The organism is Algoriphagus sp. NBT04N3 (genome assembly GCF_019443765.1).
Lineage (GTDB): Bacteria > Bacteroidota > Bacteroidia > Cytophagales > Cyclobacteriaceae > Algoriphagus > Algoriphagus ornithinivorans.
On sequence record NZ_CP048415.1, the window covers coordinates 358614 to 372443 of the forward strand.

At 39.5% G+C, this 13830-nt stretch carries 15 protein-coding genes, 1 tRNA gene and 1 riboswitch; of the genes, 7 read left to right on the top strand and 9 right to left on the bottom strand.

Going from position 1 to position 13830, the window contains the following annotated elements; translation table 11 throughout:
- The 3 genes from GYM62_RS01635 (at position 1) to GYM62_RS01645 (ending at position 2848) form a co-directional block, all read left to right on the top strand.
- Complete coding sequence (locus tag GYM62_RS01635) at positions 1-744, top strand: copper homeostasis protein CutC (protein WP_219958048.1); 744 nt, start codon at positions 1-3, stop codon at positions 742-744.
- Positions 741-2279, top strand: a complete 1539-nt coding sequence (locus GYM62_RS01640) for a VCBS repeat-containing protein (RefSeq protein WP_219958049.1) — start codon at positions 741-743, stop codon at positions 2277-2279. The genes GYM62_RS01635 and GYM62_RS01640 overlap by 4 nt, the downstream gene beginning before the upstream one ends.
- Positions 2280-2386: 107 nt before the next feature.
- Entirely contained in the window at positions 2387-2848 is a 462-nt protein-coding gene (locus GYM62_RS01645; RefSeq protein ID WP_219958050.1) for a CBS domain-containing protein, read from the top strand.
- 38 nt (positions 2849-2886) lie between these two features.
- Here the strand turns inward: GYM62_RS01645 and GYM62_RS01650 are convergent, their stop codons facing one another.
- The 4 genes from GYM62_RS01650 to GYM62_RS01665 form a co-directional block, all read right to left on the bottom strand.
- Complete coding sequence (locus tag GYM62_RS01650) at positions 2887-4062, bottom strand: PLP-dependent aspartate aminotransferase family protein (protein WP_219958051.1); 1176 nt, start codon at positions 4060-4062, stop codon at positions 2887-2889.
- A gap of 89 nt (positions 4063-4151) precedes the next feature.
- Positions 4152-4257, bottom strand: a riboswitch (SAM riboswitch).
- A 57-nt stretch (positions 4258-4314) separates the two neighbouring features.
- The gene (pth, locus tag GYM62_RS01655; RefSeq protein ID WP_219958052.1) at positions 4315-4875 is read right to left on the bottom strand and encodes an aminoacyl-tRNA hydrolase; all 561 of its coding nucleotides are present in this window, start codon (positions 4873-4875) and stop codon (positions 4315-4317) included.
- 70 nt (positions 4876-4945) lie between these two features.
- Positions 4946-5521, bottom strand: coding sequence for a 50S ribosomal protein L25/general stress protein Ctc (locus GYM62_RS01660; protein WP_091655629.1), 576 nt, complete (start codon positions 5519-5521; stop codon positions 4946-4948).
- Positions 5522-5545: 24 nt separating this feature from the next.
- Positions 5546-6472, bottom strand: a complete 927-nt coding sequence (locus GYM62_RS01665; protein ID WP_091655665.1) for a ribose-phosphate pyrophosphokinase — start codon at positions 6470-6472, stop codon at positions 5546-5548.
- Positions 6473-6715: 243 nt separating this feature from the next.
- Between GYM62_RS01665 and GYM62_RS01670 the strand changes: the two genes are divergently transcribed.
- Both GYM62_RS01670 and GYM62_RS01675 read left to right on the top strand, forming a co-directional pair.
- On the top strand, positions 6716-9424 hold the full coding sequence (locus tag GYM62_RS01670) for a M14 metallopeptidase family protein (protein ID WP_219958053.1): 2709 nt from the start codon (positions 6716-6718) through the stop codon (positions 9422-9424).
- A gap of 93 nt (positions 9425-9517) precedes the next feature.
- On the top strand, positions 9518-10255 hold the full coding sequence (locus GYM62_RS01675; RefSeq protein WP_219958054.1) for a hypothetical protein: 738 nt from the start codon (positions 9518-9520) through the stop codon (positions 10253-10255).
- A gap of 39 nt (positions 10256-10294) precedes the next feature.
- Here the strand turns inward: GYM62_RS01675 and GYM62_RS01680 are convergent, their stop codons facing one another.
- The gene (locus GYM62_RS01680) at positions 10295-11221 is read right to left on the bottom strand and encodes a dienelactone hydrolase family protein (RefSeq protein WP_255590485.1); all 927 of its coding nucleotides are present in this window, start codon (positions 11219-11221) and stop codon (positions 10295-10297) included.
- Between GYM62_RS01680 and GYM62_RS01685 the strand changes: the two genes are divergently transcribed.
- Entirely contained in the window at positions 11220-11939 is a 720-nt protein-coding gene (locus GYM62_RS01685; protein WP_219958055.1) for an EcsC family protein, read from the top strand. The genes GYM62_RS01680 and GYM62_RS01685 overlap by 2 nt on opposite strands.
- Before the next feature lie 54 nt (positions 11940-11993).
- Here the strand turns inward: GYM62_RS01685 and GYM62_RS01690 are convergent.
- A tRNA-Gln gene (locus GYM62_RS01690) sits at positions 11994-12066 on the bottom strand.
- Between the two features lie 302 nt (positions 12067-12368).
- On the opposite strand from GYM62_RS01690, the gene GYM62_RS01695 reads away from it, so the two are divergent.
- Positions 12369-12614: a hypothetical protein gene (locus GYM62_RS01695; protein ID WP_091655633.1), complete on the top strand. Its 246-nt coding sequence runs from the start codon at positions 12369-12371 to the stop codon at positions 12612-12614.
- Between the two features lie 54 nt (positions 12615-12668).
- Here the strand turns inward: GYM62_RS01695 and rplI are convergent, their stop codons facing one another.
- Genes rplI through rpsF form a run of 3 tightly spaced genes read right to left on the bottom strand, consistent with a single transcriptional unit; the run spans position 12669 to position 13771 of the window.
- Positions 12669-13112 (bottom strand): 50S ribosomal protein L9, encoded by a 444-nt coding sequence (rplI, locus tag GYM62_RS01700; RefSeq protein WP_219958056.1) that lies wholly within the window; start codon positions 13110-13112, stop codon positions 12669-12671.
- A gap of 39 nt (positions 13113-13151) precedes the next feature.
- Complete coding sequence (gene rpsR, locus GYM62_RS01705; protein WP_026955569.1) at positions 13152-13403, bottom strand: 30S ribosomal protein S18; 252 nt, start codon at positions 13401-13403, stop codon at positions 13152-13154.
- Positions 13403-13771: a 30S ribosomal protein S6 gene (gene rpsF / locus GYM62_RS01710; protein ID WP_144605684.1), complete on the bottom strand. Its 369-nt coding sequence runs from the start codon at positions 13769-13771 to the stop codon at positions 13403-13405. Before rpsF ends, rpsR begins: the two co-directional genes overlap by 1 nt.
- Between the last annotated feature and the right edge of the window lie 59 nt (positions 13772-13830).

Below are 13830 nucleotides of genomic sequence, written 5' to 3' on the forward strand. Positions count from 1 at the left end.
ATGTCAAAATATCTTCTAGAAGCCCCTGTTTTTAATGTTCAATCTGCGATAGATGCAGCTCAATTTGGAGTGGATAGAATTGAATTGTGTGCTAGTTTTCTGGAAGGGGGAGAAACACCCTCACCCGGGATGTTGCAATTTCTTAAAGAGCAGATCAAGATTCCTATTTTCGTGATGATCAGGCCTAGAGGAGGAGATTTTTGTTATAGCCCTAAGGAAATTGAAGTGATGCAAAGGGATATGGCAATGATGAATGATTTGGGAGCTGATGGATTTGTCTTTGGGGCTTTGACCGCGAATGGCGAAATAGATGATCGTTGCTGTGAAATCTTACTAGATCAGGCCTCAGGAAAACCCTGCACATTTCACCGGGCAATAGATATTAGTAGAGACCCCTTATCCGGTTTAGATGCAGTCATTGAGTTAGGTTTTTCTCGAGTCTTGACTTCGGGTGCTAAAAATTCAGTGTCAGAAGGGTTACCCATGATTGAGAAAATGCTGGAAAAAGCCGGGGACCGAATTATCATAATGCCAGGTGGGGGTTCAAAGCCTGAGCATGTTGCTCAATTAAGAAGTTTCTCGAATTTTAGAGAGATTCACGCTTCTTGTAAAACCAAAATTCCTTCCAAGAATCAGTTTACAGATCATTCAGTTAAATTCTCTTCTGAAGAAAATGGTTTATTTGAACAACTAGGGGTCGATGCCAATCAGGTGCAAGGTTTCTTGAAAGCGTTTGAATCATGAGGTTTATTCTTTATCTCCTTTCTATTTGTTTCATTTTTTCCTGTAATCCCATATCTGAAAGAAAGCAGCCTATTCCCAGCCTCTATCAGCTTTCACAGATGGACTTAAAGTTGGATGGAAAACAGCTAGCCGAGGTTTATTGTGGCAATTGTCATCTTAAGCCAGAGCCCGAAATTTTAGACAAAGCTACCTGGGAGAAAAGCGTGCTACCGGATATGAGACATAGGTTGGGACTCTATTTGGAGGAAGATTTTGGTGTTTCACTTCCGGAGGATAGAGGGATCCCTGAGGGGATTTATTCTAAAATCCCCTTGATTAAAGAAAAGGATTGGGAGAAGTTGAAGAAATACTATTTAGAAGAGTCTCCAACATCACCATTGCCACAGCCAAAAAAGGAAATACCTCAGAAAGGGCTACCTGGATTTGAAGAATCATTTCCTGATTTTGAATTCAAATTTTCCAATTTAGCGACAATGATAGAGGTAGCACCTTCCGGAGATGTTTGGATAGGACATAGGTTTAGAAAAATTTTTAGATTGGACATGAGCAAAGAACCTTTTATTCTTGACTCAATAGATACCCCTATTGCTCCAGTTTCCATTGTTCTCCAGGACAATGAGAGTTTTAAGCTTCTATCAATGGGATTAATGGATCCTGCTAATGATACACTTGGTAGCTTCAAGAAATTCAAGAAATCTAGACAAAACTGGATCTCGGAAGATCTTCATCAACAGTTGATCAGGCCTGTTCATATAAGTGTTGGTGATCTAAATGCAGATGGCATAGAAGACCAAGTAATTGCTCAGTTTGGAGATCATTTAGGGAAATTGAGTGCCTATATATCTGAAGGAGATGGTCAAAGAGAATTAATATTAAAGGCTCTACCTGGAGCTAGAAAAACTTATATATTAGATTACGATAAAGATGGTGACTTAGATATTATTGGATTAATGACTCAAGCGCAAGAGGGGATTTATTTATGGGAAAATGATGGAAGGGCCAACTTTCAAGAAAAAGAGATCTTAAGATTTCAGCCGGCTTTTGGAAGCAGTGACTTTAAACTGGTCGACATGAATAGAGATGGTTTAATGGATATAGTTTTAGTAAATGGTGATAATGCCGATCTTTCCCCAATTCTAAAAAATTATCATGGCATAAGAATTTTTTTGAATCAAGGAGCTTTTCGATTCTCGGAAGAATGGTTTTATCCCATGTATGGAGCAAGTGGCGTTGAAGTTGCCGATTTTGATCAAGATGGAGATTTAGATATTGTTGCTATTTCATTTTTTCCAGATAAAGCCCAAGAGCCAAGGCAGGATTTGGTTTATTTCCAAAATAATGGAGGAATGAAATTTAAGCCGTACACAACTCAACTTGATTTTAAAGCGAACCTTTTGGTGGTATCCAGTGGAGACATTGATCAAGATGGAGATTTGGATATTTTGGCTGGAACATTTGATTTTGATGATCTATATACCCCTGCCAATAAAAAATGGAAGCCAATTTTATTGTTGAAAAATAAAATTAGGGATTAGGTGTATTAAACAGAATAATAAATTATAATATATCTTTTCTTCAATATTGAGTTTTAAATTTCATGAAATTTCAGTATCTTATTAATTCATCTAAAATTCTTTCGACTATGGTAAAAAGTTTTCAAGGAGTAAGGGAAGTAGAACCAAAGAAGTCTCCTATTGATCAGATTTTGGTTAAAGATCATATGAGTACCAATCTTGTGACATTCGGGCCGAATGACACCATTGATAAGGTAATGGAAGTTTTGACTAAGAAAAAAATTTCCGGAGCGCCTGTGGTCGATGAGTCTGGAGCTCTGGTTGGAATTATATCTGAGGTGGACTGTCTTCGGGAAATAATCAAAGGAAAATATACCAATACCCCTGGGTTTCCCGGAAAGGTAAGTGAGTATATGACCCGAGATGTGATTACCCTAACTCCTGATTTATCATTATTTGATGCTGCAGGAAAATTTTTAGAACTAAAAATTAGAAGATTTCCTGTTTTGAAGGATGGAAGGTTAATAGGTCAAATAAGTCTTTCAGATGTGATTCGTGCTTTTCCTAAACTCAAATATACAACCTGGTAGATATGTAAAAAGGTTGTCGAGAGACAACCTTTTTATTTTTACTTTCTACTAAGATCCAAGGCTCTTTCTACATCAGCAATAATATCTTCGTGATGCTCTAATCCAACAGAAAGGCGAATCAATCCATTGCTTATACCCACTCTTTCTCTCTCCTCCTCCGAAAGCTTGCTGTGGGTGGTAGACGCAGGATGGGTGATGATGCTTCTGCTGTCTCCCAAATTGGCAGTAACTGAAATCATTTTCAGTTCATCGATAAAGCCTTGGGCTCTTTCTCCTCCTCCCTTAAGGTCTAAAGTGATGATTCCTCCACCTTGACTCATTTGCTTTACTGCCAAATCATATTGAGGATGAGATTTTAAGAACGGGTATTTTACTGCATTGAGTTGGGAATTACCTTCAAAGTATTTAGCAACTTTTAGCGCATTGCTGCAATGTCTATCCATTCTAACTCCCAATGTTTCCATGCTTTTGGATAGTATCCAGGCATTGAAAGGAGATATGGCTGGTCCAGTGTGACGCGTGAAAAATTGAACCTCCTTGATTAAATCCTGTGTACCAAGTATTAGGCCTCCCAAAACTCTTCCCTGTCCATCTATATACTTCGTAGCTGAATGGGTAACTATATGTGCCCCCCACTTGGCTGGCTGTTGGAGATAGGGAGTTGCAAAACAATTGTCGACTACTAAAATTAGATTATGTGCTTTAGCAAAATTTCCAGCCCATTCCAAGTCAATAATCTCCAGTCCTGGATTGGATGGAGTTTCTATGAATAGCATTTTGGTATTGGGTTGTACAAGCTTTTCCCAATTCAAATAATCCGAGATATCTCCGTAGGTAGAGGTAATTCCCCATTTCGGGAACACTCTCGTCAATAACTGGTGGGTTGACCCAAAAAGAGATCGGGCAGCTAACACATGATCGCCTTGCTGTAAAAGTGATGCTATACTTCCAAACATGGCTGCCATCCCGGAAGCGGTTGCTATTCCATCCTCCGTGCCTTCAGCAGCGCAGACTTTTTCAATCAAGTCTGAGGAGTTAGGGTTGGCATATCTGGAGTAAATATTGCCCTCAATTTCGTCTGCAAATGTTGCTCTTGCTTCCTCTGCAGAATCGAAAGTAAAGCTGGAAGTCAAATAAATAGGAGAGGAATGTTCCTTTTGATTGGACTTGGAAGGGTTGATCCTGATGGAATTGGTCTCGAAATGTTGACTCATAGTCTAAATAGATTTAAGGTTTTTCAGTAAACCGATAGATCTACCCGAGTCAGATTCGAACTAAAAAGGAATAAGGATGAGTTAATGCCAATTTATAGTTCCCGCTTCGGGTAGGATTTGGCACCTTTCCTGAATTAATCGGGATGGTTGCCAGAGGGTCTCAGAGCCTAGTCTCTCGCCTCTTCTTTATAAATCAGTTGCCTGAAGTGCTACAAATAAATAGGGTAGGGCATTCAAATCCAAATAAAAAAATCAATCATTGTATTGGGTCATAGTTTGGGCTATTCCAATGGTACAAAAACCCAAAACCATGTCAATGGCCTTATCCATGATTTCCGGAAGTTGATCAAATTCTTCCTGCTTGAATTTGCCTAACACATAGTCAGCCTGACGTCCTTTCGGGAAATCGTCACCTATACCCATTCTAAGCCTAGGATAATCCTGTCCTCCGGTCAAAGCTTCAATATTTTTCAAACCATTATGACCTGCAGCACTTCCTTTGGCTCTCATTCTGAGTTTCCCAAAAGGAATCGCTACCTCATCGACTAAGACCAGAATATTTTCTTTGGGAATTGAGAGCTCCTTCATCCAATAGTTTACTGCCTTACCACTGAGATTCATGTAAGTAGTGGGTTTGATAAGATGGATTGTTCGTCCTTTGTGTTTGAATTCGGACTTAAATGCGAGCCGGCCACTTTCCCATTTGGCATCGTATTGATCCGCCAGTCGATCTATTGTCAGAAATCCAATATTATGTCGAGTCAGCTCATATTCAGGGCCTATGTTGCCCAAGCCTACTATTAGATATTTCATGATTCAAATTTGGCTTAAAAATAAAAAATCCTGCCTTTGAGGGGCAGGATTTTAAGAAATGCTCTATGAATTATTCTTCGCCTTTCTTGCCTCTCAATGCTCTTGGGATACCGATGGTAACTACAGAAACATTTGGGCTGGTAAGGATTTCAAATCCTTCTGGCTTCAATTCACTCACTTTGAATGATTTTCCAAGATCCAAGTTGGAAATATCAACTTCAATGAAATCAGGGAAGTTGTTTGCCAAACCTTTTACTTTCAAAGATCTGGTTTTCATTTCCAATTTACCCCCTTTCGCTAAGCCTGGAGAGCTTCCTACAACTTTCACAGGGATTTCAAATTTGATATCTCTGTCTTCAGTGTAAGCCATGAAGTCTACGTGAAGCAATGCATCACTTACTGGGTGGAATTGAGCATCTTTCAATACTGCCTTTACGATAGTACCTTCGATATTTAACTCTACCAAGTGAACTTCCGGAGTGTAAATCAAGTCACGGAAAAGGATAATCGGACTGTAGAAGTGAATTTGCTCAGGGATACCTGGTCCGTAAACCACACAAGGTACGTTACCTGATTCTCTGATCTCATTCAAACTTTGATTGTCGAGATTTGCTCTTTTAAACCCTATAATCTCAATCGTTTTCATATGTATTTTATTTAAAATTGGTTCTTAGATAAATAAAGAACTGATGGAAGTATTACCTGTCACTGCATGAATTGCTTTGGCGAATAGGTCTGCTACTGTCAGTACTCTGATTTTGGATGATTTTTGCTTCAAAGGAATGGTATCAGTGATTACCAATTCATCCAAAACAGAATTCTCGATGTTTTCATAAGCTTTTCCTGACAGGACACCATGTGTTACAATGGCTCTCACAGATTTAGCTCCTTTTGCCATGATGATTTCTCCGGCCTTACAAAGCGTTCCCGCTGTATCAACCAAATCATCTACCAAAATCACATCCTTTCCTTCTACATCCCCGATTACCTGCATAGAGGCAATCTCGTTGGCTCTTTTTCTGTGCTTATCACAGACTACCATTTCTACTTCAAAATGCTTGGCATAAGCCCTTGCTCTGGCTACACCGCCCATATCCGGAGCTGCGAAAATCATATCCGGAAGGTTGAGCATGCTCAAATAGGGTGCAAAGATAGCTGATCCATTCAAATGATCCAATGGTATATCAAAAAATCCCTGAATTTGACCGGCATGCAGATCGCAAGTCACAATTCTGTCAGCTCCAGCCGAGGTAAGCATATTTGCAATCAACTTGGCAGCAATAGAAACTCTTGGCCTATCTTTTCTGTCTTGCCTTGCATACCCGAAGTAAGGGATCACTGCCACCACCTTGTAAGCACTTGCTCTTTTGGCAGCGTCTATCATCAAACAAAGCTCTAGGATATTATCGCTCGGAGGAGTGGTGCTTTGGATGACAAAGACGGTACAACCTCGAATTGACTCATTAAAGCTTGGGGACATTTCCCCATCGCTAAATTTGGAGAGCGTGATGTCTCCCAGTTTTTTACCATAATTCTTGGCGATTTTTTCAGCGAGATTTTGAGTGTTGGACCCTGCAAATATTTTTACCTCAGATATCATGAAGTCTTGGTTTTAAGGAGGAAGTTTTGATAAGGATTTCATTGCAAAAGTAATAATTTTTGATGGGTTGGGAAGTTGGGATAGCTTTAATCCGAATATTATTTTGATAAGTGGGGCGGAAGGTAATCTCTCTTAAACTCCGATCCTGTAAAAATTAGACGAATGAGCGACTTTCTCCTGAGTAGCTCTCTTTTTAATCTTATTTTAGAGCAAAATACATTGTCCACCAATCTGAAATTTATGAGAAGTAAAATTACCCTTTGGGGTTTGCTGTTTTCATTCTTGATCATTCAAGTTCATGCCCAGCAGGTCCCAACTCCCAAATCACATTTTGGCTTTGAAATCGGGGACGATTACAAATTGGCAAATTTCAGCCAAACAGAAGCCTATTTTAAAAAAGTAGCAGATGCCTCTGATCGAGTGCAAATGACAAGTATTGGAAAAACGGAATTTGGCAGAGAGCAACCCATGCTTATTGTTACAGCTCCAAAGAATTTTCCTCAGCTTGCCAGGTATAAAGAAATTTCTCAAAAACTTGCTCATGCTGAAATTACCAGAGAGGAAGCTGAAGCATTAATCTCAGATGGTAAGCCCGTGGTTTGGATCGATGGTGGACTTCATGCCAATGAGGTGGTGGGCCCCCATCAATTAATTCAAACACTCTATGAACTAGCATCCAGAAATGATGAGGAAACTCTCAAAATTTTGGATGAAGTGATTATTCTTTTGGTGCATGCCAACCCTGATGGAATGGAAATCATGTCGGATTGGTATATGAGAAAAGAAGACCCAACAAAAAGAGATCAGAACATACCTGTTCTCTATCAAAAATATGTAGGGCATGACAATAACCGTGATTTTTACATGAATAATATGTCTGAGGCGACTAATATGTCACTTCAGCAATATGTGGAATGGATTCCTCAAATTATTTACAATCACCATCAGTCAGGTCCTGCAGGGACAGTCGTAGCAGGACCACCTTACCGAGATCCTTTCAACCATGTTTTTGATCCGCTAATTATTACCAGCTTAGATGCTCTGGGGGCTGCTATGATTAATCGTTTGCATCAGGAAGACAGACCAGGATATACCAGATTGGATGGATCAGTGTTCTCTACTTGGTGGAATGGTGGTTTGAGAACTACCCCTTACTATCATAATCAAATCGGAATTTTGACTGAAATTATTGGAAACCCTACACCATCTGAGGTTCCTCTGGTGCCTGAAAGGCTAATTCCAAATAACGGAACACCTTACCCAATTACGCCTAGAGAATGGCATTTTAAGTCTTCCATAGAGTATTCAGTGTCCTTGAATTATGCGATTCTAAATCATGCTGTTAGACATGGTGATGAACTTTTGAGAAATATTTATCTGATGGGCAGAAGATCCATTGAGAAAGGTCAAAAAGATACTTGGACTTTATATCCAAAAAACGCACAGGCCATAGAAGACGCTTTTGAAAAAGCCAGAAAAGAAGGCAAAGCAAAAAGGCCTACAGGTTGGAGATCTGGCTTGCCGGTTGAATTTTATGAACAAGTATATCAGGATCCTGCCAGAAAAGATCCTTATGGCTATATTCTTCCGGCAGACCAGGCCGATTTTCCTACTGCCATTAAGTTTTTAAATGCATTGATTAAATCAGGAATAAGAGTCGAAAAGGCAACTGCTGATTTTTCAGTGAATGGGAAATCCTACCCTGCTGGCTCTTATATTGTAAAGACGGATCAGGCCTTTAGACCGCATGTTTTAGATATGTTTGAGCCACAAGATCATCCAAATGACTTCCTGTATCCTGGAGGTCCTCCAATTAGGCCTTATGATGCTGCTGGTTGGACATTGGCATTTCAGATGGGTTCGGAGATTGATAGGATCATGCAAGACTTTGATGGGCCATTTGAGCAAGTCCCTTACGGACAAATTCAAACTCCGCCAGCCAAGCCGCTAGCAAATGGATCTGGTTATCTAATCGATATCAAAGGGAATAATGCATTCATGGCAGTCAATGATTTGCTGAAGGCAAAAGTAAAAGTGTACAGGACACAGCAGGAAGTAAATGGTTTGCCTGCGGGATCCTTTTATGTTGGTTCGGGAGGTAAAAAGATTTTGGAAAAAGCAGCTCAAGAATATGGAGTCTATGCCAAGCCAGCGTCCATGCCTAAAGGAGCGACAGAAATCAAGCCTGCTAGAATTGGGCTATACGATTATTATGGGGGTTCAATGCCTTCCGGTTGGGTTAGATGGATGTTGGAGCAATTCCATTTTGATTATAAGCAAGTCTTCCCTCTTGAAATTGATCAGGGCAATCTTAAAGACAAGTATGATGTGCTATTATTTATCGGTCCGGGCATACCTTCTGTAGGAAGCAGAGGTGGTGGCAGATCTCAGCCGGATTCTTCTGAAATTGATCCTCAATACCACCACATGCTTGGGAATTTCTCAGCTGAAAAATCCTTACCACAGATTAAAGCTTTCTTGGAAAACGGAGGAGAAGTCTTGACTGTAGGTTCAGCTACGGAATTGGCTTTTCATTTAGGTCTTCCAGTTTCTGATGCCTTGGTAGAGATGGGATCAGATGGGAAGGAAACTCCACTATCAGGGGAAAAATATTATATCCCGGGTTCTGTCTTGGAAATGCATGTGGATAATAGCCAGCCGATCAATTATGGAATGGGAGAGAAGTCCTACATCATGTTTAATAGGTCTCCTGTCTTCAGATTAGATCCTGAAGCGGCAAACCAAGGAGTAAAAGCTATTGCTTGGTTTGGAGAAGAAGAACCACTGAGAAGTGGTTGGGCTTGGGGTCAATCCTATCTGAAAAATGGAGTGACAGCATTTGAGGCTAAAATTGGGAAAGGAAAGCTCTATGCTTTCGGTCCTGAGATAACTTTCAGAGCTCAATCCCATGGAACATTTAAGATGCTTTTCAACGGTCTATACAAGTAATTAATCCAAAAATTCTTAAGAAGGCCATATCGATTTTCGGTATGGCCTTATTTTTTGAAATTCATTTTTTATCTTAAAAGAAAAAATTAAGAGATGGATTCGAATTTTATACCTGGCATATATAATTGGTGTGATCGATGGTGTGAACGTTGCTCTTTTACTTCCCGCTGTAGAGTCTATGAAAAAACAGAAAACACGAGCAATTCCGAACCTGAGGAGTTTTGGGAGAATCTTTCTCAAAGTTTTCAAGAAACAATTGATTTACTCAAAAATACAGCTGAAGAGTTCGGGATAAATTTGGATGAAATAGAAGAGGAGATACCCTTGGAAGAGGAGGAAGAAGAAGAGTATAAAGTTGGGGAAGAACCCCTATATCAAATAACTAATAGCTATCTGAAAACGGCTAGAGCCTGGTTGGAATCGGATAGTTTCAAAGCATTTATTTCTAAGCTGGAGGAAAAAGGGGAGTTAGGCCTGATTACTATTTCTGAAGCTGAGGATAAAGTCATAGCCTTAAGTGAGGCTGTAGAGGTGATACATTGGTACTTATTTTTTATCCATGTAAAAAGTAGCAGAGCACTCAAGGAGAAACAGGAAGATTTTTGGGATGAGTATCCAGAGTCAGAAAAATCCTATAATGGAACAGCAAAAATCACCAAAATCGCAATAGAAAGAAGCATGCAGGCATGGATCCATTTGTTAAATCAGATGCAAGAGGATCAAGATAGAATCGTGGAAATCTTGGCGCTTCTGGAAAAAAGCAGAAAGTTATTGGAGAAGGAATTTCCGAACTTGGATCAGTTTATCAGACCGGGTTTTGATGAAGAATAGGCAAAGTGTTGCTTAACTCTGCCTATTCTTTCATTTCAATTATCCCTGAAATTTGTTTTTCAAGTAAGTAATAGCCATTTCATAAGCTTCTCTACTTGCTTCGGGATCATATTTTGGATTGCTTGGGTTTGAAAAGCCATGAACTGCCGGAAAGATTTTGTAAGTCAACTTCTTGTCTGCCTGCTGCATTTTTGAGGCGAAATCTTCAATGATTTCCTTGGATATATATTCTTCTGTGGCAAATAGTCCCAGCACATCTGAGTTAAGTGTTTTCAATGTTTCCACATCTCTGACAGGCATGCCGTAATACATGACGGATCCAATATTTTGAGAGCCTGTCAAAAGAGCGGACTTCAAAGACCAACTTCCTCCGAAGCACCAGCCTACATTTGCTATTTCAGCATTTTCACCTGCATGCATCAAAGCCCCTTTTACAATGTTTTGTAGCCTTTCTTCTTTCACATTTCGCATGAATTGACCAGCCTCTTGGGGATTACTGGTCACTTTTCCATCGTACATATCCAATGCCAGTACATTGACTGACTTTCCTAAATCAGCATAGAATTTATCTGCTTCTTTTTTGATATGATCGTTCAGTCCCCACCATTCTTGGTACACGAATAGCCATTGATCTGAAGGGTTTTCAGCAGGTATGAAGTATGCATTTGCATTTTCTCCATCTGGAGTAGGGAAGCTGATCATATCCCCAGCTCCATCGAAATTTATTGCATTAGGAGAAGGATGAAATGAAAGGAATCCAGGAGCATCAATGAATTGCGCCATATCATCCGAGGGATTATGGCAAAGTGTGATGGAGCTGAAAGGGTCTTTAGCTGGTTTGGTTTCATTACCGAAATAAAGAGCTCCAATCAGGCTTAAAATAAGTAAATAAACTGGCTTGATCATGGGATGATTGTTTTGGAATTGATACCTTGAATAACCTGAATTGGAATGAAAAGTTTGCATGGATAATTATGATCAGTACATACAGGCTGAGGTTGGTTCCTGGCTGTTTCAAATGAAGAAGCCACCTTCGCTGGGAAGTAAGATGACGCATGGAGTTCAGAAGAAAATAAATGATTGGATTCCTGAAAAAGTGCACAAGGCCATCACTTCAGCTATTGAAAATATGGTTAAGGCTGTTTCAACAGGATCCTCTTGGATTGTGCCTAGGCCTGAAGAAAATATGCCATTTAAGGTGAGGGAATTTAAGGTGCGAAATAGAATCAAATGGTATAGAAATACAGCCTCGGTGGAAGGTGCTGTAACAGGTGCGGGAGGAATACTCATGGGCTTCGCTGATTTCCCCGCATTTCTGACTATTAAAATGAAAATGCTCTTCGATATAGCAGCTCTTTACGGAGTGAATACCAAAGAATATCAGGAGCGATTGTTTTTGCTTTATGTTTTCCAATTAACTTTTTCCAGTCAGCAAAGAAAAAATAATTTGATTGAGCTGGTAGAAAACTGGGAATCCTATAAAGAATCCTTGCCAGCAAGCATGGATGAGTTTGACTGGAAGACCTTCCAGTTAGATTACCGCGATTATATAGATCTGGCCAAATTAGCTCAATTGATCCCTTTGATAGGAGCAGGTGTCGGAGCAATCGCCAATTATAGGCTTACTGAACAGTTGGGAAGAAATGCTATGAATGCTTTCAGGTTGCGCCTATTGACTCAATAGCTTCAGCTATAAAAATCAAAAAAGCCTCAAATCTTTCGAAATGAGGCTTTTTTGTTGACCCACTAGGGCTCGAACCTAGACTCTTCTGAACCAAAATCAGACGTGTTGCCAGTTACACCATGGGTCAATTTAGGTGGAAAACGCTTCTGCTTTCCTTAAAGTGTCACAAAGGTAGAATTCCATTCTTTTTTTTCCAAATCCCTTTCGGAAGAATTTTGGCTTTATTCCAAAGGTGCTGAATAACAGGAGGAAATTTTTTGAAATGCGGAGGATTTATTGGGCGCTTTTGGGAAAAATCGATTGAAAAATATATCTCGAAATCGATTGAAAATTGTAATTGTGTTAAATTTTCGATACTTATTTTGTTAATTTTAAAATAAATACCGTGATTTGTTTCAAATTTTAAGAAAACACAAACCTTATTAAACCATGCAAACAGAAAAGATGGAAAAAACCGTGATCGAAACGGTTAGCAAATTGGAGAAGTTAAAGATCGGTGATTCTTTGGCTGCTGAATTATCTTGGTGCTGGAATAGCTACAAGTATGATCAAAATCCAGTTGGTTTGATTGAAAAGAGCCAGAAGGCTGTAGAACTTTTCAAAGAAGTAAGAGAGAAAAACAGCCGTGCTGTCTCTAAGAAACTAGTGGAGGATTTGGAAAAATTTCTAAACTAATCCAAACAAAAAAAGCTCGCCAATTGGCGAGCTTTTCTATTTTCTGAGTATTGCTTATTCAGCTACTACTACAAATTTAACGTCAGTTTTAACTTCTCTGTGAAGGTCAACTTCTGCAGTGAATTCTCCTGCTCCGTCTACTGGAGTATTGATTGAGATTTTCTTTCTGTCTATGTCAAATCCTTGGCTAGACAAAGCGTCAGCAATCTGTAAAGTAGTTACTTTACCGAAGATTTTTCCTGACTCACCGATTTTTGCTTTGATCTCCAAAGTTACTTCAGCAAGTTTAGCTGCGATATTCTCAGCTTCAGTTTTGATCTTTTCAGCTTTGTGAGCTGCCTGCTTGATGTTTTCAGCAAGGATTTTCTTGTTCGAACCGGTAGCTAGTACCGCGAAGCCTTGAGGGATTAGGTAGTTTCGGCCGTATCCGGGCTTTACATTTACCAAATCATTTTTATAGCCAAGACCTTTGATGTCTGTTTTTAATATGATTTCCATTTGTAATGATCTTTATTGGTTGGACGATACAAGACCGAATTATTTCAAACCATCGGTTACGAATGGCAACAAAGCCAAATGTCTTGCTTTCTTAACTGCTTGAGCTACTTTTCTCTGGTATTTCGCAGAGTTACCAGTCAGTCTTCTAGGAAGGATTTTTCCTTGCTCATTTACAAACTTCAACAAGAAATTAGGATCCTTGTAGTCGATGTACTTGATGCCGTGCTTCTTGAATCGGCAATACTTTTTCTTGATTTCGCCTCTGTTGATTGGCTCGTTGAATAGTGTCATTAGGCTTGCTCCTCCTTAGCTTCTGATTTTTTGTTAAACTCTCCTTTTCTTCTTCTTTCGGCATAAACAATAGCATGCTTGTCCAAAACAGTAGTCAGGAATCTCATTACTTTCTCATCACGTCTGAACTCAAGTTCAAACTTGCGGATGATAGTTGGATCAGCCTTGAACTCAACTAATACATAGAACCCTGTTGTCTTCTTGTCAATGGTATAAGCCATTTTCTTCAGACCCCAGTTCTCCACATTGATTACATCTGCCCCCTCTTCTTTTAACAAGTTCACAAACTTGTCGACAGTATCCTTCATCTGAACATCAGACAAAACGGGAGTTAAAATGAATACTGTCTCGTAATTTCTTTGGAACATTTTTTTAATGTGTTTAAGGAATTTGAATAAACAGACCGCAAAAGTAGGTCAAAAACTTC